The organism is Pseudomonas batumici, assembly GCF_036585405.1.
Lineage (GTDB): Bacteria > Pseudomonadota > Gammaproteobacteria > Pseudomonadales > Pseudomonadaceae > Aquipseudomonas > Aquipseudomonas batumici.
The window spans coordinates 4485522-4503081 of the sequence record NZ_CP144470.1; the positions used below are offsets into that span (position 1 = coordinate 4485522).

The 17560-nt window shown below is 56.7% G+C and carries 12 protein-coding genes, 6 tRNA genes and 3 rRNA genes; 17 read left to right on the forward strand and 4 right to left on the reverse strand.

The features are described 5' to 3' along the window. Positions 1-25: 25 nt before the first annotated feature. Together NUH87_RS20335 and hemJ are read right to left on the reverse strand one after the other, a co-directional pair. Entirely contained in the window at positions 26-997 is a 972-nt protein-coding gene (locus NUH87_RS20335) for a nitronate monooxygenase family protein (protein ID WP_338522474.1), read from the reverse strand. A 35-nt stretch (positions 998-1032) separates the two neighbouring features. Next, positions 1033-1461 carry a protoporphyrinogen oxidase HemJ gene (hemJ, locus tag NUH87_RS20340; RefSeq protein WP_338522475.1) on the reverse strand — a complete coding sequence of 143 codons (429 nt, stop codon included), beginning with the start codon at positions 1459-1461 and terminating at the stop codon, positions 1033-1035. A 135-nt stretch (positions 1462-1596) separates the two neighbouring features. Here hemJ and argC point away from each other — a divergent pair, with 135 nt between their 5' ends. Together argC and erpA are read left to right on the forward strand one after the other, a co-directional pair. Next, a complete protein-coding gene (argC, locus tag NUH87_RS20345; protein ID WP_338522476.1) occupies positions 1597-2631 on the forward strand; it encodes an N-acetyl-gamma-glutamyl-phosphate reductase in 1035 nt (344 codons plus the stop codon). Positions 2632-2800: 169 nt separating this feature from the next. Further along, positions 2801-3151 carry an iron-sulfur cluster insertion protein ErpA gene (erpA, locus tag NUH87_RS20350; protein WP_007906865.1) on the forward strand — a complete coding sequence of 117 codons (351 nt, stop codon included), beginning with the start codon at positions 2801-2803 and terminating at the stop codon, positions 3149-3151. A gap of 55 nt (positions 3152-3206) precedes the next feature. On the opposite strand, the gene NUH87_RS20355 is transcribed toward erpA, so the two are convergent. Together NUH87_RS20355 and NUH87_RS20360 are read right to left on the reverse strand one after the other, a co-directional pair. Continuing rightward, positions 3207-4295, reverse strand: coding sequence for an anhydro-N-acetylmuramic acid kinase (locus tag NUH87_RS20355; RefSeq protein WP_338522477.1), 1089 nt, complete (start codon positions 4293-4295; stop codon positions 3207-3209). 6 nt (positions 4296-4301) lie between these two features. After that, positions 4302-5714: a peptidoglycan DD-metalloendopeptidase family protein gene (locus NUH87_RS20360; protein WP_338522478.1), complete on the reverse strand. Its 1413-nt coding sequence runs from the start codon at positions 5712-5714 to the stop codon at positions 4302-4304. A 209-nt stretch (positions 5715-5923) separates the two neighbouring features. Between NUH87_RS20360 and tyrS the strand changes: the two genes are divergently transcribed. From tyrS to nusG, 15 genes are all read left to right on the forward strand, one after another. Further along, positions 5924-7123, forward strand: coding sequence for a tyrosine--tRNA ligase (gene tyrS / locus NUH87_RS20365; RefSeq protein ID WP_338522479.1), 1200 nt, complete (start codon positions 5924-5926; stop codon positions 7121-7123). A 666-nt stretch (positions 7124-7789) separates the two neighbouring features. Further along, a 16S ribosomal RNA gene (locus NUH87_RS20370) occupies positions 7790-9326 on the forward strand. Positions 9327-9408: 82 nt separating this feature from the next. Then, a tRNA-Ile gene (locus NUH87_RS20375) sits at positions 9409-9485 on the forward strand. 28 nt (positions 9486-9513) lie between these two features. Next, a tRNA-Ala gene (locus NUH87_RS20380) sits at positions 9514-9589 on the forward strand. 250 nt (positions 9590-9839) lie between these two features. Next, positions 9840-12730: ribosomal RNA gene (locus tag NUH87_RS20385) — 23S ribosomal RNA — on the forward strand. Between the two features lie 152 nt (positions 12731-12882). Further along, positions 12883-12998 (forward strand): 5S ribosomal RNA (rrf, locus tag NUH87_RS20390). Together the 16S, 23S and 5S rRNA genes with 2 tRNA genes alongside form the textbook arrangement of a ribosomal RNA operon. A 178-nt stretch (positions 12999-13176) precedes the next feature. After that, entirely contained in the window at positions 13177-14136 is a 960-nt protein-coding gene (gene birA, locus NUH87_RS20395) for a bifunctional biotin--[acetyl-CoA-carboxylase] ligase/biotin operon repressor BirA (RefSeq protein ID WP_338522480.1), read from the forward strand. 98 nt (positions 14137-14234) lie between these two features. Next, positions 14235-14681 (forward strand): SPOR domain-containing protein, encoded by a 447-nt coding sequence (locus NUH87_RS20400; protein ID WP_338522481.1) that lies wholly within the window; start codon positions 14235-14237, stop codon positions 14679-14681. 141 nt (positions 14682-14822) lie between these two features. Further along, positions 14823-14907 (forward strand) — tRNA-Tyr (locus NUH87_RS20405). A 26-nt stretch (positions 14908-14933) separates the two neighbouring features. Further along, positions 14934-15007 (forward strand) — tRNA-Gly (locus NUH87_RS20410). A 26-nt stretch (positions 15008-15033) separates the two neighbouring features. Continuing rightward, positions 15034-15109: transfer RNA gene (locus tag NUH87_RS20415), tRNA-Thr, on the forward strand. Between the two features lie 84 nt (positions 15110-15193). Beyond that, entirely contained in the window at positions 15194-16387 is a 1194-nt protein-coding gene (gene tuf / locus NUH87_RS20420; protein ID WP_338522482.1) for an elongation factor Tu, read from the forward strand. Between the two features lie 54 nt (positions 16388-16441). After that, positions 16442-16517: transfer RNA gene (locus NUH87_RS20425), tRNA-Trp, on the forward strand. Positions 16518-16562: 45 nt separating this feature from the next. Next, the gene (gene secE / locus NUH87_RS20430) at positions 16563-16931 is read left to right on the forward strand and encodes a preprotein translocase subunit SecE (protein WP_040071290.1); all 369 of its coding nucleotides are present in this window, start codon (positions 16563-16565) and stop codon (positions 16929-16931) included. 9 nt (positions 16932-16940) lie between these two features. Next, positions 16941-17474: a transcription termination/antitermination protein NusG gene (nusG, locus tag NUH87_RS20435; protein WP_010443972.1), complete on the forward strand. Its 534-nt coding sequence runs from the start codon at positions 16941-16943 to the stop codon at positions 17472-17474. Positions 17475-17560: the final 86 nt, after the last annotated feature.

Consider the following 17560-nt stretch of genomic DNA (forward strand, 5'->3'; position numbering starts at 1 on the left):
AACAGGGGTGCAGGCCACCTTCTACTTACCGGCGCGGCCAGTGCCGTGGCAGTTCCGCGGCCAGTGCCTGGGCTTTGCGGTACTCGGCATCGAGCCGGGCGATCAATTGGTCGACGCTGGGCAGGTCAGCGATTTCACCGACCCCCTGGCCGGCCGACCAGACGGTTTTCCAGGCCTTGGCCTCATCGCTGATCGGCTTGAGCTTGGCACCGAAGTTCACCTCGCCCTTGCCTTGCAGCGCGGCGAGGTCGAAGCCGGCCTTTTCCAGGCTCTGGCGCATGAAGCTCGCCGGTACGCCGGATACCGCCGCAGTGTGCACGATATCGGCTGCCTGGGCTGTGAGCAGCATCTCTTTATACGCATCGGAAGCATGACTTTCCGTGGTTCCGATAAATCGGGTGCCGAAATAGGCCAGGTCCGCGCCGAGCAACTGTGCGGCGAGAATCTCGTGACCGTGGTTCAGGCAGCCGGCCAGCAACAGCGTCTTGTCGAAGAACTGGCGGATTTCGGCGATCAGGGCAAACGGACTCCAGGTGCCGGCATGGCCACCGGCACCGGCTGCCACGGCAATCAGGCCATCCACCCCGGCTTCGGCGGCTTTTTCGGCATGGCGACGGGTGGTCACGTCGTGGAACACCAGGCCGCCGTAGCCGTGTACGGCGTCCACCAGTTCCTTGACGGCGCCCAGGCTGGTGATGACGATTGGCACCTTGTGTTCGATGCAGATCTGCAGATCGGCCTGTAGTCGCGGGTTGCTGTTGTGCACGATCAGGTTGACGGCGTAAGGCGCCGGATTGTCCAGCGTCGCCAGGCCTGCTTCGATTTCCTCGAGCCAGGCCTTGAAACCACTGCTTTCACGCTGGTTCAGTGCCGGGAAGCTGCCCACCACCCCGTTGCGGCAGCAAGCGAGCACCAGTTGCGGGTTGGAAATCAGGAACATCGGCGCGGCCACCACGGGCAAGCGCAGGCGTTGTTCGAGCAGGGCGGGCAGCGACATGGAGAGTGCTCCGATAAGGGATGAGTGGACTCTAGCTAGAACGGCCGGACAACGACCAGAATGACAATAGCCAGCAATATCAGAACCGGCACTTCATTGAACCAGCGATAAAAGACATGACTGCGGGTGTTTTCGCCACGGGCAAAGCGTTTCACCTGGGCGCCGCAAATATGGTGATAGCCGATCAGCACGGCCACCAGGGTCAGCTTGGCATGTATCCAGGCGCCTTGGCTGAAGATGCTCGGGTTGAGGGCGATCAGCCAGCCGCCGAAGATCAGCGTGGCGATCATCGCCGGGCCCATGATCGCGCGATACAGCTTGCGTTCCATGACGCTGAAACGCTCCTGGCTGGTGCTGTCCTCGCTCTGGGCGTGGTAGACGAACAGGCGCGGCAGATAGAACAGGCCGGCAAACCAGCAGATGACGCTGACGATATGGAAGGCTTTGACCCACAGATAGAGCATTTTGGTTATTCCCAGGTTCACGGTAGGCCGAATAGTAGAGGCTCGTGCGCCCGCACGTCACCTTGACGGTTGTCGCAGGCGCGCGCGGCCCCTATCATCGTGGGCTTTCCAGTGGTTTCGTTGAGGGGGCAGGTCATGGTCAAGGTCGGTATCGTCGGCGGCACGGGTTACACCGGTGTCGAATTGCTGCGTCTGTTGGCACAGCATCCGCAGGCAGAAGTGGTCGTCATCACTTCGCGATCCGAGGCGGGCCTGGCCGTGGCCGACATGTACCCGAACCTGCGTGGTCATTACGACGGCCTGAGGTTCAGTGTGCCGGACATCAATACCCTCGGCGCCTGCGATGTGGTGTTCTTCGCCACGCCCCATGGCGTGGCCCACGCCCTGGCCGGTGAGTTGCTGTCGGCCGGCACCAAGGTCATCGACCTGTCCGCCGACTTCCGTCTGCAGGACGCCGAGGAATGGGCCAAGTGGTATGGCCAGCCGCACGGTGCGCCGGGGTTGCTGGACGAGGCGGTCTATGGCTTGCCGGAAGTGAACCGCGAGAAGATCAAGCAGGCCCGCCTGATTGCCGTGCCGGGATGCTATCCGACCGCCACCCAGCTGGGTTTCCTGCCGCTGCTTGAAGCGGGCCTGGCGGATACCACGCGCCTGATCGCCGACTGCAAGTCGGGCGTCAGCGGGGCTGGTCGTGGCGCCAGCGTCGGTTCGCTGTACTCGGAAACCTCCGAAAGCCTGAAGGCCTATGCGGTCAAGGGCCATCGTCACTTGCCGGAAATCCGCCAGGGGCTGCGGCGTGCCGCCGGTCAGGACGTGGGGCTGACCTTCGTACCGCACCTCACGCCGATGATCCGCGGTATTCACTCCACGCTTTACGCGACCGTGGTCGATCGTTCGGTGGATCTGCAGGCGCTGTTCGAGAAGCGTTACGCCAACGAACCGTTCGTCGACGTGATGCCGGCCGGTAGCCACCCGGAAACCCGTAGCGTACGCGGCGCCAACGTGTGCCGGATTGCCGTGCATCGTCCGCAGGACGGGGACCTGGTGGTGGTGTTGTCGGTGATCGACAACCTGGTCAAGGGTGCCTCGGGCCAGGCGGTGCAGAACATGAACATCCTGTTCGGTCTGGACGAGCGCCTGGGCCTGTCCCATGCGGGCATGCTGCCGTAAGGTCTCGATCGCGTTTGCCAGGAAGGCCCGTCAAGCGGGCCTTCCTGCATTCTGCGAGGTTGCCTGGGTTGATTGATATACCCTAACAATAGTTGACCGCTTTTCTAGGAGAAGCGGATAATGCGCGTCATCACGCATTATGGCGGCGTAACGCCGGGAGATAGTCAGCATGAGCGTCGAATCCTTCACCCCCACGGCTTTGCAATTCACTCACGGTGCCGCGCACAAGGTGAAGAGTCTGGTCGATGAAGAGGGTAATGATCGCTTGAAGCTGCGCGTATTCGTTACGGGTGGCGGTTGTTCAGGGTTTCAGTACGGCTTCACCTTCGATGAGGAAGTGGCCGATGACGACACCATCGTCGAGCGCGAAGGCGTCAGCCTGGTGGTCGATCCGATGAGCTTCCAGTACCTGGCAGGCGCCGAGGTGGATTACCAGGAAGGCCTGGAAGGCTCTCGTTTTGTGATCAAGAACCCGAATGCCACCACGACCTGTGGTTGCGGGTCGTCATTCTCGATCTGATTGTAGAGTGCGCTTTACCGCCAACGCCGCGAACTTCGCGGCGTTTTGCTGTGTGTCAGGCAGGGTAGATGGCGCCCAGCACCCGCAGGCCGCGTGCGCCGGTGACACTTGGGCGATTGGCTTCGATGCCATCAAGGCAGCATTGGGCCAGCCAGGCAAAGGCCATGGCTTCGACCCAGTCGGGGTCCACGCCATGGGTGGCGGTGCTGCCGACCCGGGTGCCGGGCAGCAACTGGGCCAGTCGCGCCATCAGGGCCGCGTTATGGGCACCGCCGCCACACACCAGTAATTCTTCGGTCTTCTCCTGGGCGCTTGTCAGCGACTCGACGATGGTCCGTGCGCTGAGTTCGAGCAGGGTGGCCTGGATATCTTCGGCCGCCAGGGCGGGCAGGCGGCTCAGATGCCGTTTCAGCCAGTTCAGGTTGAACACCTCCCGACCGGTGCTTTTCGGGCCCTGGGTCTGGAAGAACGGATCGCTGAGCAGGGCTTGCAGCAGCGCGGAATCAACTCGGCCGCTGGTCGCCCATTGGCCGTTGCGGTCGTAGGGTTCGTTGCGCTGATCCTGGATCCAGGCGTCGAGCAGCACATTGCCGGGGCCGCAGTCGAAGCCGGAGACCGCCTGGCCCGGTTCGATCAGGCTCAGATTGCTGAATCCGCCGACATTCAGCACGGCGCGCTGTCCCTTGCGCGCTTCGAAAAGCGCTTCATGGAACGCCGGAACCAGTGGTGCGCCCTGACCGCCGGCCGCCACATCACGGCGCCGGAAGTCGCTGACGACGGTGATGCCGGTCAGTTCCGCGAGCAAGGCCGGGTTGCCGATCTGCACGGTAAAACCGCGTGCGGGCTCGTGGCGGATGGTCTGGCCGTGACTGCCGATGGCTCGCACGGCATCGGGCTTGAGTCGCTGTTGTTCCAGCAGGGTGTTGATACCCTGGGCGGCCAGGCTGACCCAGTTCTGCTCGGCGATGGCGGCCCGGGCAATTTCGTCGGGGCCGCTGGCGCACAGGCCAAGCAGTTCTGCGCGCAAGGCCTGCGGCATGGGGATGTAGTGGCTGGCCAGCAGCCGGATGGAGCCGTCGAGCGCTACCAGGGCAATGTCCAGCCCATCAAGACTGGTCCCGGACATCACACCTATGTAGAGCATCGTGGTTTACCGTTTGGCCGAGGCGACTTTGCTGGGCTTTTCCTGGTCCATGCGCGCCATCAGCGGCTGGCTCTGTTGCAGGAAGCGGGCCCGTTCGGACTTGGCGATCGGGTCGGCCATGGGCAGTTTCTGGCCCAGCGGGTCGACGTGTACGCCATTGACCTGGAACTCGTAGTGCAGGTGCGGCCCGGTCGACAGGCCGGTGGTGCCGATGTAGCCAATGACCTGGCCTTGCTTGACGCTGCTGCCGGTGTGTACACCTTTGGCAAAACCCTGCATGTGACCGTAGAGGGTCCGGTAGGTATTGTTGTGCTGGATGATCACCGTGTTGCCATAGCCGCCGCGACGACCGGCCAGGAGTACCTTGCCGTCGCCGGCGGCCTTGATCGGCGTACCGCGCGGAGCTGCGTAGTCGACGCCTTTGTGGGCGCGAATCTTGTTCAGGATCGGATGCTTGCGGCCCATGGAGAAGCGCGAGCTGATGCGGGCGAAATCCACGGGCGTGCGGATAAAGGCCTTGCGCATGCTGTTGCCATCGGCGGTGTAGTAGCTGCTGGAACCCTGCTTGTTGGTGTAGCGCACGGCGGTGTGGGTCTTGCCACGATTGGTGAAGCGTGCGGACAGGATATTGCCGGTGCCGACGATCTTGCCGTTGACCACTTTCTGCTCGTAGATCACTTCGAACTCGTCGCCGGGGCGGATGTCCTGGGCGAAGTCGATGTCGTAGCCGAACACCTTGGTCATTTCTTGGGTCAGGCTATGGGGCATGCCGGCGCGTTGGGCGGAGAGTGACAGCGAGCCTTTGATAACGCCGTGCACGTAGGCAGAACGCACCACCGGCTTGGCAATCACACGATTGAAGGTGAAACCTTTCGGGCCCTTGGTCAGGGTGATGGTCTCAAGGTCGCTGACCTTGCTGTGCAGGTTGTTCAACTGGCCGTCGGGGCTCAGCTCGAACTCCAGGGTCTGACCATGCTTGAGTTGGGAAAACTGCTTGGCTTGTTTATCGCTGGCCAGGACCTCATGTACCGATGCAGCCGGCAGGCCGACCTTTTCGAACAGGGTAGAGAGCGTATCGCCGCGGGTAACGGTCACCTCGCGATGGCCTGAAGCCTTCTTTTCCTCGGGCGCCGGTTCGGTCTTGGCGGTGTCGTGGGGCTCTTCGGCGCTGTTGTCGATCTGGGCGAAAGGCGATGGATTGCCTTCATTTGTGGCTTGATCGAGTTCGACGGCGTCTTTGTCTTGTGTCAGTTGATCGGCTGGGCGTTCCAGCTCCAGGTTCAACGTTGTCTTCTTGGCCTCTACGTCACTGGATGGAAATATCAGTAGCGCCAGGCTGAGAAGGGCGGCGATGCCACTTGCGGCCAGCAGGTGGGTCTTCGGATAAAGCGGGGGCGCTTTAGGCGGCTCTGTGGTCATAGGTAATTTGACTTTGAAGAAGATGAACTGGAAAAGATGAATGACATGATGAAGATGAAATAACTGTATAAAATATAACCAAAACACCTCTGAAGCAAGTCTGTCATGTGCGGACGGGCGTTTCGTGCCCGTATGCCGGGCAAAACTTGTATTTGGGCTGTGATCTTGTATGGTTGGTTCCCTTTGAATCTGAGCCTTGCAGGTTGGTTATGAAGTCGGTTGAAGAGCAGCTCGCGCTGATCAAGCGTGGTGCGGAAGAGGTGTTGGTCGAGTCCGAATTGGTCGAGAAGCTCAAACGCGGCCAGCCGTTGCGTATCAAGGCCGGCTTTGACCCGACGGCACCGGATCTGCATCTGGGACACACGGTCCTTATCAACAAGCTGCGCCAGTTCCAGGAGCTGGGGCATCAGGTGATCTTCCTGATCGGCGACTTCACCGGCATGATTGGTGACCCGAGCGGCAAGAGCGCCACGCGTCCACCGCTGACGCGCGAGCAGGTGCTCGAGAATGCCGAGACCTACAAGAACCAGGTGTTCAAGATCCTTGATCCGGCCAGGACCGAGGTGGCGTTCAACTCCACCTGGATGGACCAGATGGGGCCGGCGGACTTCATTCGCCTGACGTCGCAGTACACCGTGGCACGAATGCTCGAGCGCGACGACTTCAGCAAGCGCTATGGCACCAACCAGCCTATCGCCATCCATGAGTTCCTTTATCCGCTGGTGCAGGGGTATGACTCCGTTGCGCTGCGCGCGGATGTCGAGTTGGGCGGTACCGACCAGAAGTTCAACCTGCTGATGGGGCGTGAGTTGCAACGCGCCTATGGACAGGAGGCTCAGTGCATTCTCACCATGCCGTTGCTCGAAGGGCTGGATGGCGTGAAGAAGATGTCCAAGTCCCTGGGCAACTATGTGGGGATCCAGGAAGCGCCGGGTGTCATGTACGGCAAGCTGGTATCGATCCCTGATGCCTTGATGTGGCGCTACTTCGAGCTGCTGAGCTTCCGTTCGATGGATGAGATCAATCAGCTGCGCAAGGATGTCGAGGCGGGTGCCAACCCGCGTGATATCAAGATCAAGCTGGCTGAAGAGATCGTCGCGCGCTTCCATGGTGAAGAGGCGGCGGCCAGTGCTCACCGTGGGGCGGGCAATCGCATGAAAGATGGCGAGCTGCCGGATGATCTGCCTGAGGTCGAAATCGGCGCGACTGAAGACATGCCGATTGCCGCTGTCCTCAATAAGGCGGGTCTGGTGAAGAACTCGGCGGTCGCTCGTGATCTGCTGGGTTCCGGCGGTGTGCGTATCGATGGGGAGGTCGTCGACCGCTCCTTTATATACAAGCTGGGTGCTACTCACGTTTGTCAGGCTGGAAAGAAGGCATTTGCACGGATCACCCTCAAGGCCGAGTAACGCTGTCTTTTAGATAGAGGGCGCACCAGCTGGGTGTGAGGTGAACGCTAAGGGAGCCGCAGGCTCCCTTAGTTGTTTTTGCGGTGCCTTTGACCTTTATGACAGAAAAGTGAAATTAACGGTTGACGGCAAATCCTACAGGTCTATAATTCGCCCCACTTCCGGCGCGGTCGAAACGGAAAAGCCTTTGAGATTCAATGAGTTACAAGGGTTTTGAGAGTTTGGGTCGGCGGTTCGCTTCAGAGTATCGAAGCCCAGAAGGAGCTGAAACGGCAGCGTGTTTTCGCCGGTTCAGCGGTTTGATCCTCTCGATCGAAAGCGGTGTAAAAGAGGTGTTGACAGCAGCGTGTAACGCTGTAGAATTCGCCTCCCGCTAACGAGAGATCGGAAGCGCAAGTGGTTGAAGTTACACGGGAAGCCTTGAAAACTTCTGAAAATAATCACTTGACAGCAAATGAGGCTGCTGTAGAATGCGCGCCTCGGTTGAGCGAACAGCTCACCAACCGCTCTTTAACAACTGAATCAAGCAATTCGTGTGGGTGCTTGTGGAGTCAGACTGAATAGTCATTAGATTATCAGCATCACAAGTTACTCCGCGAGAAATCAAAGATGTAACCAACGATTGCTGAGCCAAGTTTAGGGTTTTCTCAAAACCCAAAGATGTTTGAACTGAAGAGTTTGATCATGGCTCAGATTGAACGCTGGCGGCAGGCCTAACACATGCAAGTCGAGCGGATGAGAAGAGCTTGCTCTTCGATTCAGCGGCGGACGGGTGAGTAATGCCTAGGAATCTGCCTGGTAGTGGGGGACAACGTTTCGAAAGGAACGCTAATACCGCATACGTCCTACGGGAGAAAGCAGGGGACCTTCGGGCCTTGCGCTATCAGATGAGCCTAGGTCGGATTAGCTAGTTGGTGAGGTAATGGCTCACCAAGGCGACGATCCGTAACTGGTCTGAGAGGATGATCAGTCACACTGGAACTGAGACACGGTCCAGACTCCTACGGGAGGCAGCAGTGGGGAATATTGGACAATGGGCGAAAGCCTGATCCAGCCATGCCGCGTGTGTGAAGAAGGTCTTCGGATTGTAAAGCACTTTAAGTTGGGAGGAAGGGCATTAACCTAATACGTTAGTGTTTTGACGTTACCGACAGAATAAGCACCGGCTAACTCTGTGCCAGCAGCCGCGGTAATACAGAGGGTGCAAGCGTTAATCGGAATTACTGGGCGTAAAGCGCGCGTAGGTGGTTCGTTAAGTTGAATGTGAAATCCCCGGGCTCAACCTGGGAACTGCATCCAAAACTGGCGAGCTAGAGTATGGTAGAGGGTGGTGGAATTTCCTGTGTAGCGGTGAAATGCGTAGATATAGGAAGGAACACCAGTGGCGAAGGCGACCACCTGGACTGATACTGACACTGAGGTGCGAAAGCGTGGGGAGCAAACAGGATTAGATACCCTGGTAGTCCACGCCGTAAACGATGTCAACTAGCCGTTGGGGACCTTGAGTCTTTAGTGGCGCAGCTAACGCATTAAGTTGACCGCCTGGGGAGTACGGCCGCAAGGTTAAAACTCAAATGAATTGACGGGGGCCCGCACAAGCGGTGGAGCATGTGGTTTAATTCGAAGCAACGCGAAGAACCTTACCAGGCCTTGACATCCAATGAACTTTCCAGAGATGGATTGGTGCCTTCGGGAACATTGAGACAGGTGCTGCATGGCTGTCGTCAGCTCGTGTCGTGAGATGTTGGGTTAAGTCCCGTAACGAGCGCAACCCTTGTCCTTAGTTACCAGCACGTTATGGTGGGCACTCTAAGGAGACTGCCGGTGACAAACCGGAGGAAGGTGGGGATGACGTCAAGTCATCATGGCCCTTACGGCCTGGGCTACACACGTGCTACAATGGTCGGTACAAAGGGTTGCCAAGCCGCGAGGTGGAGCTAATCCCATAAAACCGATCGTAGTCCGGATCGCAGTCTGCAACTCGACTGCGTGAAGTCGGAATCGCTAGTAATCGCGAATCAGAATGTCGCGGTGAATACGTTCCCGGGCCTTGTACACACCGCCCGTCACACCATGGGAGTGGGTTGCACCAGAAGTAGCTAGTCTAACCTTCGGGGGGACGGTTACCACGGTGTGATTCATGACTGGGGTGAAGTCGTAACAAGGTAGCCGTAGGGGAACCTGCGGCTGGATCACCTCCTTAATCGACGACATCAGCTGCTCCATAAGTTCCCACACGAATTGCTTGATTCATTGAAGAAGACGATTAGAAGCAGCCCGAAATTGGGTCTGTAGCTCAGTTGGTTAGAGCGCACCCCTGATAAGGGTGAGGTCGGCAGTTCGAATCTGCCCAGACCCACCAATTTTGTGTGGGAAGCCTGTAGAAATACGGGGCCATAGCTCAGCTGGGAGAGCGCCTGCCTTGCACGCAGGAGGTCAACGGTTCGATCCCGTTTGGCTCCACCATTTACGGCTGTTTCTTGTGTCAAAGCTTAGAAATGAGCATTCCGCTAAAACGGCGCTGAATGTTGATTTCTGATCTTTTTCAGAATCGTTCTTTAAAAATTTGGGTATGTGATAGAAAGATAGACTGAACGTTACTTTCACTGGTAACGGATCAGGCTAAGGTAAAATTTGTGAGGCTCTTAATTGAGCAGCATGCAAATTTTCGGCGAATGTCGTCTTCATAGTATAACCAGATTGCTTGGGGTTATATGGTCAAGTGAAGAAGCGCATACGGTGGATGCCTTGGCAGTCAGAGGCGATGAAAGACGTGGTAGCCTGCGATAAGCTTCGGGGAGTCGGCAAACAGACTTTGATCCGGAGATCTCTGAATGGGGGAACCCAGCCAGCATAAGCTGGTTATCTTGCACTGAATACATAGGTGCAAGAGGCGAACCAGGGGAACTGAAACATCTAAGTACCCTGAGGAAAAGAAATCAACCGAGATTCCCTTAGTAGTGGCGAGCGAACGGGGACTAGCCCTTAAGTGGCTTTGAGATTAGCGGAACGCTCTGGAAAGTGCGGCCATAGTGGGTGATAGCCCTGTACGCGAAAGTCTCTTAGTCATGAAATCGAGTAGGACGGGGCACGAGAAACCTTGTCTGAATATGGGGGGACCATCCTCCAAGGCTAAATACTACTGACTGACCGATAGTGAACTAGTACCGTGAGGGAAAGGCGAAAAGAACCCCGGAGAGGGGAGTGAAATAGATCCTGAAACCGTATGCGTACAAGCAGTGGGAGCCCACTTTGTTGGGTGACTGCGTACCTTTTGTATAATGGGTCAGCGACTTATATTCAGTGGCGAGCTTAACCGAATAGGGGAGGCGTAGCGAAAGCGAGTCTTAATAGGGCGTTTAGTCGCTGGGTATAGACCCGAAACCGGGCGATCTATCCATGGGCAGGTTGAAGGTTAGGTAACACTGACTGGAGGACCGAACCGACTACCGTTGAAAAGTTAGCGGATGACCTGTGGATCGGAGTGAAAGGCTAATCAAGCTCGGAGATAGCTGGTTCTCCTCGAAAGCTATTTAGGTAGCGCCTCATGTATCACTGTAGGGGGTAGAGCACTGTTTCGGCTAGGGGGTCATCCCGACTTACCAAACCGATGCAAACTCCGAATACCTACAAGTGCCGAGCATGGGAGACACACGGCGGGTGCTAACGTCCGTCGTGAAAAGGGAAACAACCCAGACCGTCAGCTAAGGTCCCAAAGTCATGGTTAAGTGGGAAACGATGTGGGAAGGCTTAGACAGCTAGGAGGTTGGCTTAGAAGCAGCCACCCTTTAAAGAAAGCGTAATAGCTCACTAGTCGAGTCGGCCTGCGCGGAAGATGTAACGGGGCTCAAACCATGCACCGAAGCTACGGGTATCACGTAAGTGATGCGGTAGAGGAGCGTTCTGTAAGCCTGTGAAGGTGAGTTGAGAAGCTTGCTGGAGGTATCAGAAGTGCGAATGCTGACATGAGTAACGACAATGGGTGTGAAAAACACCCACGCCGAAAGACCAAGGTTTCCTGCGCAACGTTAATCGACGCAGGGTTAGTCGGTCCCTAAGGCGAGGCTGAAAAGCGTAGTCGATGGAAAACAGGTTAATATTCCTGTACTTCTGGTTATTGCGATGGAGGGACGGAGAAGGCTAGGCCAGCTTGGCGTTGGTTGTCCAAGTTTAAGGTGGTAGGCTGGACTCTTAGGTAAATCCGGGAGTTCAAGGCCGAGAGCTGATGACGAGTGTCCTTTAGGACGCGAAGTGGTTGATGCCATGCTTCCAAGAAAAGCTTCTAAGCTTCAGGTAACCAGGAACCGTACCCCAAACCGACACAGGTGGTTGGGTAGAGAATACCAAGGCGCTTGAGAGAACTCGGGTGAAGGAACTAGGCAAAATGGCACCGTAACTTCGGGAGAAGGTGCGCCGGTGAGGGTGAAGGACTTGCTCCGTAAGCCCATGCCGGTCGAAGATACCAGGCCGCTGCGACTGTTTATTAAAAACACAGCACTCTGCAAACACGAAAGTGGACGTATAGGGTGTGACGCCTGCCCGGTGCCGGAAGGTTAATTGATGGGGTTAGCTAACGCGAAGCTCTTGATCGAAGCCCCGGTAAACGGCGGCCGTAACTATAACGGTCCTAAGGTAGCGAAATTCCTTGTCGGGTAAGTTCCGACCTGCACGAATGGCGTAACGATGGCGGCGCTGTCTCCACCCGAGACTCAGTGAAATTGAAATCGCTGTGAAGATGCAGTGTATCCGCGGCTAGACGGAAAGACCCCGTGAACCTTTACTATAGCTTTGCACTGGACTTTGAATTTGCTTGTGTAGGATAGGTGGGAGGCTTTGAAGCGTGGACGCCAGTCTGCGTGGAGCCATCCTTGAAATACCACCCTGGCAACTTTGAGGTTCTAACTCAGGTCCGTTATCCGGATCGAGGACAGTGTATGGTGGGTAGTTTGACTGGGGCGGTCTCCTCCTAAAGAGTAACGGAGGAGTACGAAGGTGCGCTCAGACCGGTCGGAAATCGGTCGTAGAGTATAAAGGCAAAAGCGCGCTTGACTGCGAGACAGACACGTCGAGCAGGTACGAAAGTAGGTCTTAGTGATCCGGTGGTTCTGTATGGAAGGGCCATCGCTCAACGGATAAAAGGTACTCCGGGGATAACAGGCTGATACCGCCCAAGAGTTCATATCGACGGCGGTGTTTGGCACCTCGATGTCGGCTCATCACATCCTGGGGCTGAAGCCGGTCCCAAGGGTATGGCTGTTCGCCATTTAAAGTGGTACGCGAGCTGGGTTTAGAACGTCGTGAGACAGTTCGGTCCCTATCTGCCGTGGACGTTTGAGATTTGAGAGGGGCTGCTCCTAGTACGAGAGGACCGGAGTGGACGAACCTCTGGTGTTCCGGTTGTCACGCCAGTGGCATTGCCGGGTAGCTATGTTCGGAAAAGATAACCGCTGAAAGCATCTAAGCGGGAAACTTGCCTCAAGATGAGATCTCACTGGAACCTTGAGTTCCCTGAAGGGCCGTCGAAGACTACGACGTTGATAGGTTGGGTGTGTAAGCGCTGTGAGGCGTTGAGCTAACCAATACTAATTGCCCGTGAGGCTTGACCATATAACACCCAAGCAATTTGAGTCGAAAGGCCAGATTGCGGTGTGTGAAGACGAAACGAACCGAAAATTTGTAACTCACAAAACACCAAGCTGTCACATACCCATTCGCTGGAGCGTGAACCCGCAAGGGCCAACGACCTGGCTACCGAATTTCTTGACGACCATAGAGCATTGGAACCACCTGATCCCATCCCGAACTCAGCAGTGAAACGATGCATCGCCGATGGTAGTGTGGGGTTTCCCCATGTGAGAGTAGGTCATCGTCAAGATTAAATTCCGAAACCCCTATCTGCGACCGCAGGTAGGGGTTTTGTTTTTACGCCATCGAAATGCCGCCCGCAGCAGGCTGGCTTCTAGGGTTTCACCTGGTCGCTACGCGCCCTGGGTTTCTATGCAAGGCCTCGGCGCATGGCTATCATGCCTGCCTCATTGTTAGGCGAGACCTGCATGCTGACGTTGTTGAAGCTCCTCAAAGATGGTCGATTCCACTCCGGGCAAGCGCTTGGAGCGGCGCTGGGGGTCAGTCGCAGTGCTGTCTGGAAGCAGCTCCAGCAATTGGAGGCGGAGTTCGGGCTGGTTATCCATAAAGTCCGTGGCCGGGGTTACCAGTTGGCCAATCCGCTGGTGCTGCTGAGCGAGCTGGAGATTGCGACTGCAACGCCTTCGGCGCCCTGGCCTGTTCATGTTTACGACTCCATCGACTCGACCAATGCCGAGGCGTTGCGCCTGGTGGGCGAGGGCGTTGTTGCACCTTTTATCGTGGTGGCCGAGCGGCAGACCGCGGGGCGAGGGCGCAGGGGGCGCCAGTGGGTCAGTCCGTTCGCGGAAAATATCTATTACAGTCTGTTGCTCAGGATCGACGGCGGCATGCGTCAGCTGGAAGGCCTGAGTCTTGTGGTTGGCCTGGCCGTTCTGCAGGCATTGCGTGAGCTGGGCATTGCCGGGGCGGGTCTGAAGTGGCCAAACGATGTCCTGGTCGACAACAAGAAGATCGCCGGCATTTTGCTGGAGCTGGTCGGCGACCCGGCGGATGTCTGTCACGTCGTGCTGGGGGTTGGGATCAACGTCAACATGCAGGTCGCCGACCAGGTGGATCAGCTGTGGACATCGGCTCGCCTGGAAACGGGGCGGTCGATCGATCGCAACCAGTTGATCGCCAGCCTGGGTGAAAAGCTGCGCTTTTACCTGGAATGGCACCAGTCCTCGGGTTTTGCCGCGATCCAGGCTGAGTGGGAGCAGAATCACCTCTGGCAAGGGCGCAAGGTGGCCCTGGTCGCCGGGGTGAACCAGGTTGAAGGGGTCGTGCTGGGTATCGATCAGCAAGGCGCCTTGCGCCTGCAGGTCGATGGCGTCGAAAAGGTCTTCAGCGGTGGCGAGCTCAGCTTGAGGCTGCGTGACGATGCTTGAGTTCGAGAGTGGTAGTGAGTTTGTCCAGCAGGCGCGTCCGGTGCCTGATCGGGTATTTGTTGGCTTGGCGGTGGCGTGTCCGCTCGATTGAGGTTCCTATGCGTTGGTTGTTTCTGTTGCTGCTGGTGCTCAACGGTGTCTATTACGTCTGGCATCAGCAGGAGGCACCCCTGAGGGCCAAGGAAGTCGCACCTCTTTCGTTGTACCGCAGCGCTCACCAGGATATCCAGTTGTTGAGCGAGTCGGACGGGGCGGGTGGTCGTCGTGCGGCTGGAAGCACCCAGGTACGCGAGGGCGAATGTGTTTATCTGGGAGCTGTCGCTCGCCAGGATCTGGCGCAGTCCGTCGCGCAGCGTCTCCAGGGCAGCAATATCAAGGCGCGGGTCGAGCAGGTGAATGTGCCTGATTCGACGGGTTACTGGGTGCGGATCGCGCCCGAAAGCCAGCATTTGCTGGACGATGCCCTGCTGCAGAACCTTGCTAAAGAATTCAATGAGTTAAAACATAAAATAATGCCCTGCGAGGGTATTGCAACTGTCGAATAGTTTGCATAGAATGGCGCCCGCTTCGCAGTGAACACCTCTTGAGGGACTGGCTACGAAGCGGGTCAACGCAGCTAACCTCATGATTTAAATGAGAAAATGCTTGACAGAAGGTCGACATGATGTAAAATGTCGGCTCGCTTAGGAGGGGTTCCCGAGCGGCCAAAGGGATCAGACTGTAAATCTGACGTCTACGACTTCGAAGGTTCGAATCCTTCCCCCTCCACCATATTTCAAGCGTGAGCTGCAAGCTCCGCGGGTATAGTTTAGTGGTAGAACCTCAGCCTTCCAAGCTGATGATGCGGGTTCGATTCCCGCTACCCGCTCCAAGTTTGCTGTTTGTGCACAGTGTTTCGCTCTTGTAGCTCAGTTGGTAGAGCACACCCTTGGTAAGGGTGAGGTCAGCGGTTCAAATCCGCTCAAGAGCTCCATATAACAAGGCAGATATGAAAATATCTGCCTTTGTTTTAATGGCTGATGTAGCTTGCTCAATTCTTCTCCTGAGGGTGATTTCGATGGCTAAGGAAAAGTTCGAACGTAATAAGCCGCACGTCAACGTAGGTACCATTGGTCACGTCGACCACGGTAAGACCACGCTGACTGCCGCTCTGACCCGCGTTTGTTCCGAAGTGTTCGGTTCGGCCAAGGTTGAGTTCGATAAAATCGACAGCGCCCCGGAAGAGAAAGCTCGCGGTATCACCATCAACACCGCTCACGTTGAGTACGATTCGGCCGAGCGTCACTACGCTCACGTTGACTGCCCTGGTCACGCCGACTACGTAAAAAACATGATCACCGGTGCTGCCCAGATGGACGGTGCGATCCTGGTTTGCTCGGCCGCCGATGGTCCGATGCCGCAAACTCGTGAACACATCCTGCTGTCCCGTCAGGTAGGCGTTCCATACATCGTGGTTTTCCTGAACAAGGCTGACCTGGTAGACGACGCTGAGCTGCTGGAACTGGTTGAGATGGAAGTGCGCGATCTGCTGAGCACTTATGACTTCCCAGGCGATGACACTCCGATCATCATCGGTTCCGCGCGTATGGCGCTGGAAGGCAATGATGACAATGGCATGGGTACTTCGGCCGTCAAGAAGCTCGTTGAGACTCTGGATAGCTACATTCCTGAGCCTGAGCGTGCAATCGACAAGCCGTTCCTGATGCCGATCGAAGACGTTTTCTCGATCTCGGGTCGCGGTACTGTTGTAACTGGTCGTATCGAGCGCGGTATCGTTCGCGTTCAAGACGCCCTGGAAATCGTTGGTCTGCGTGATACCGCCACCACCACCTGTACCGGTGTTGAAATGTTCCGCAAACTGCTCGACGAAGGTCGTGCTGGCGAGAACTGCGGCGTTCTGCTGCGTGGTACCAAGCGTGACGACGTTGAGCGTGGCCAGGTTCTGGTCAAGCCGGGTTCGGTCAAGCCGCACACCAAGTTCACTGCAGAAGTCTACGTTCTGAGCAAGGAAGAAGGCGGTCGTCATACTCCGTTCTTCAAAGGCTACCGTCCACAGTTCTACTTCCGTACGACTGACGTGACCGGTAACTGCGAGCTGCCAGAAGGCGTTGAAATGGTAATGCCAGGTGACAACATCCAGATGACTGTCACCCTGATCAAGACCATTGCGATGGAAGACGGCCTGCGTTTCGCTATCCGTGAAGGTGGTCGTACCGTCGGCGCCGGCGTCGTAGCGAAAGTAATCGAATAAGTAGTTGAAATACCTCTCTCGGGCCGACATAATGGTCGGCCTGATTCAAGTTTTAGGTCAGTAGCTCAATTGGCAGAGCGACGGTCTCCAAAACCGTAGGTTGGGGGTTCGATTCCCTCCTGACCTGCCAGATTCACTCGGTGTATCTGGCTTTCTATTCACAGGATCTTCATAGATGACCTCCAACGCTGAAGCCCAAGGCTCTCGCTTCGATCTTCTCAAGTGGCTCGTCGTAGTCGCTTTGGTGGTGATTGGTGTCGTCGGCAACCAGTATTATCATGGTTCGCCGATCCTGTACCGCGTGCTGGCTCTGCTTGTCATCGCTGCTGTAGCTGCCTTTGTAGGCCTGCAGACTGCGAAAGGCAAGTCGTTCTTCGTGCTCGCCAAGGAAGCCCGTACCGAGATTCGTAAAGTCGTATGGCCGACTCGCCAAGAAACCACGCAGACCACGTTGATTGTGGTGGCTGTTGTTCTGGTTATGGCGTTGCTGTTGTGGGGGCTTGATTCCCTGCTCGGCTGGCTTGTTTCCTTGATTGTTGGCTAAGGGTGTCCCGTGGCTAAGCGTTGGTACGTTGTGCATGCTTACTCGGGTTACGAGAAGCATGTCATGCGCTCGTTGATCGAGCGTGTAAAGCTGGCAGGCATGGAAGATGGCTTCGGCGAAATTCTGGTCCCTACTGAAGAGGTAGTGGAAATGCGTAATGGCCAGAAGCGCAAGAGCGAGCGTAAATTCTTCCCTGGCTATGTGCTGGTGCAGATGGATATGAACGAGGGGACTTGGCACTTGGTCAAGGACACGCCTCGGGTGATGGGCTTCATCGGCGGTACCGCCGACAAACCTGCGCCGATCACCGACAAAGAGGCAGAAGCCATTCTGCGTCGTGTCGCTGATGGTAGCGACAAGCCGAAGCCGAAGACCTTGTTCGAGCCGGGCGAAGTCGTACGTGTTACCGATGGTCCGTTCGCTGATTTCAACGGCACCGTCGAAGAGGTCAACTACGAAAAGAGCCGCATCCAGGTGGCCGTGCTCATTTTCGGACGCTCTACTCCGGTAGAGTTGGAATTCAGCCAGGTCGAAAAGGTCTAGCTGAGCAAGCATCCCAACCCCACAGTCCAAGGCTGTGGGGTTTTGTCGTCACTGGGATAAACGCGCAAGTAACCGGGGAGCCTCTC

Coding starts and splice junctions, on each gene's coding strand:
- NUH87_RS20335 (WP_338522474.1), bottom strand. CDS start 997: ATGTCGCTGCCCGCCCTGCTCGAACAACGCCTGCGCTTGCCCGTGGTG.
- hemJ (WP_338522475.1), bottom strand. CDS start 1,461: ATGCTCTATCTGTGGGTCAAAGCCTTCCATATCGTCAGCGTCATCTGC.
- argC (WP_338522476.1), top strand. CDS start 1,597: ATGGTCAAGGTCGGTATCGTCGGCGGCACGGGTTACACCGGTGTCGAA.
- erpA (WP_007906865.1), top strand. CDS start 2,801: ATGAGCGTCGAATCCTTCACCCCCACGGCTTTGCAATTCACTCACGGT.
- NUH87_RS20355 (WP_338522477.1), bottom strand. CDS start 4,295: ATGCTCTACATAGGTGTGATGTCCGGGACCAGTCTTGATGGGCTGGAC.
- NUH87_RS20360 (WP_338522478.1), bottom strand. CDS start 5,714: ATGACCACAGAGCCGCCTAAAGCGCCCCCGCTTTATCCGAAGACCCAC.
- tyrS (WP_338522479.1), top strand. CDS start 5,924: ATGAAGTCGGTTGAAGAGCAGCTCGCGCTGATCAAGCGTGGTGCGGAA.
- birA (WP_338522480.1), top strand. CDS start 13,177: ATGCTGACGTTGTTGAAGCTCCTCAAAGATGGTCGATTCCACTCCGGG.
- NUH87_RS20400 (WP_338522481.1), top strand. CDS start 14,235: ATGCGTTGGTTGTTTCTGTTGCTGCTGGTGCTCAACGGTGTCTATTAC.
- tuf (WP_338522482.1), top strand. CDS start 15,194: ATGGCTAAGGAAAAGTTCGAACGTAATAAGCCGCACGTCAACGTAGGT.
- secE (WP_040071290.1), top strand. CDS start 16,563: ATGACCTCCAACGCTGAAGCCCAAGGCTCTCGCTTCGATCTTCTCAAG.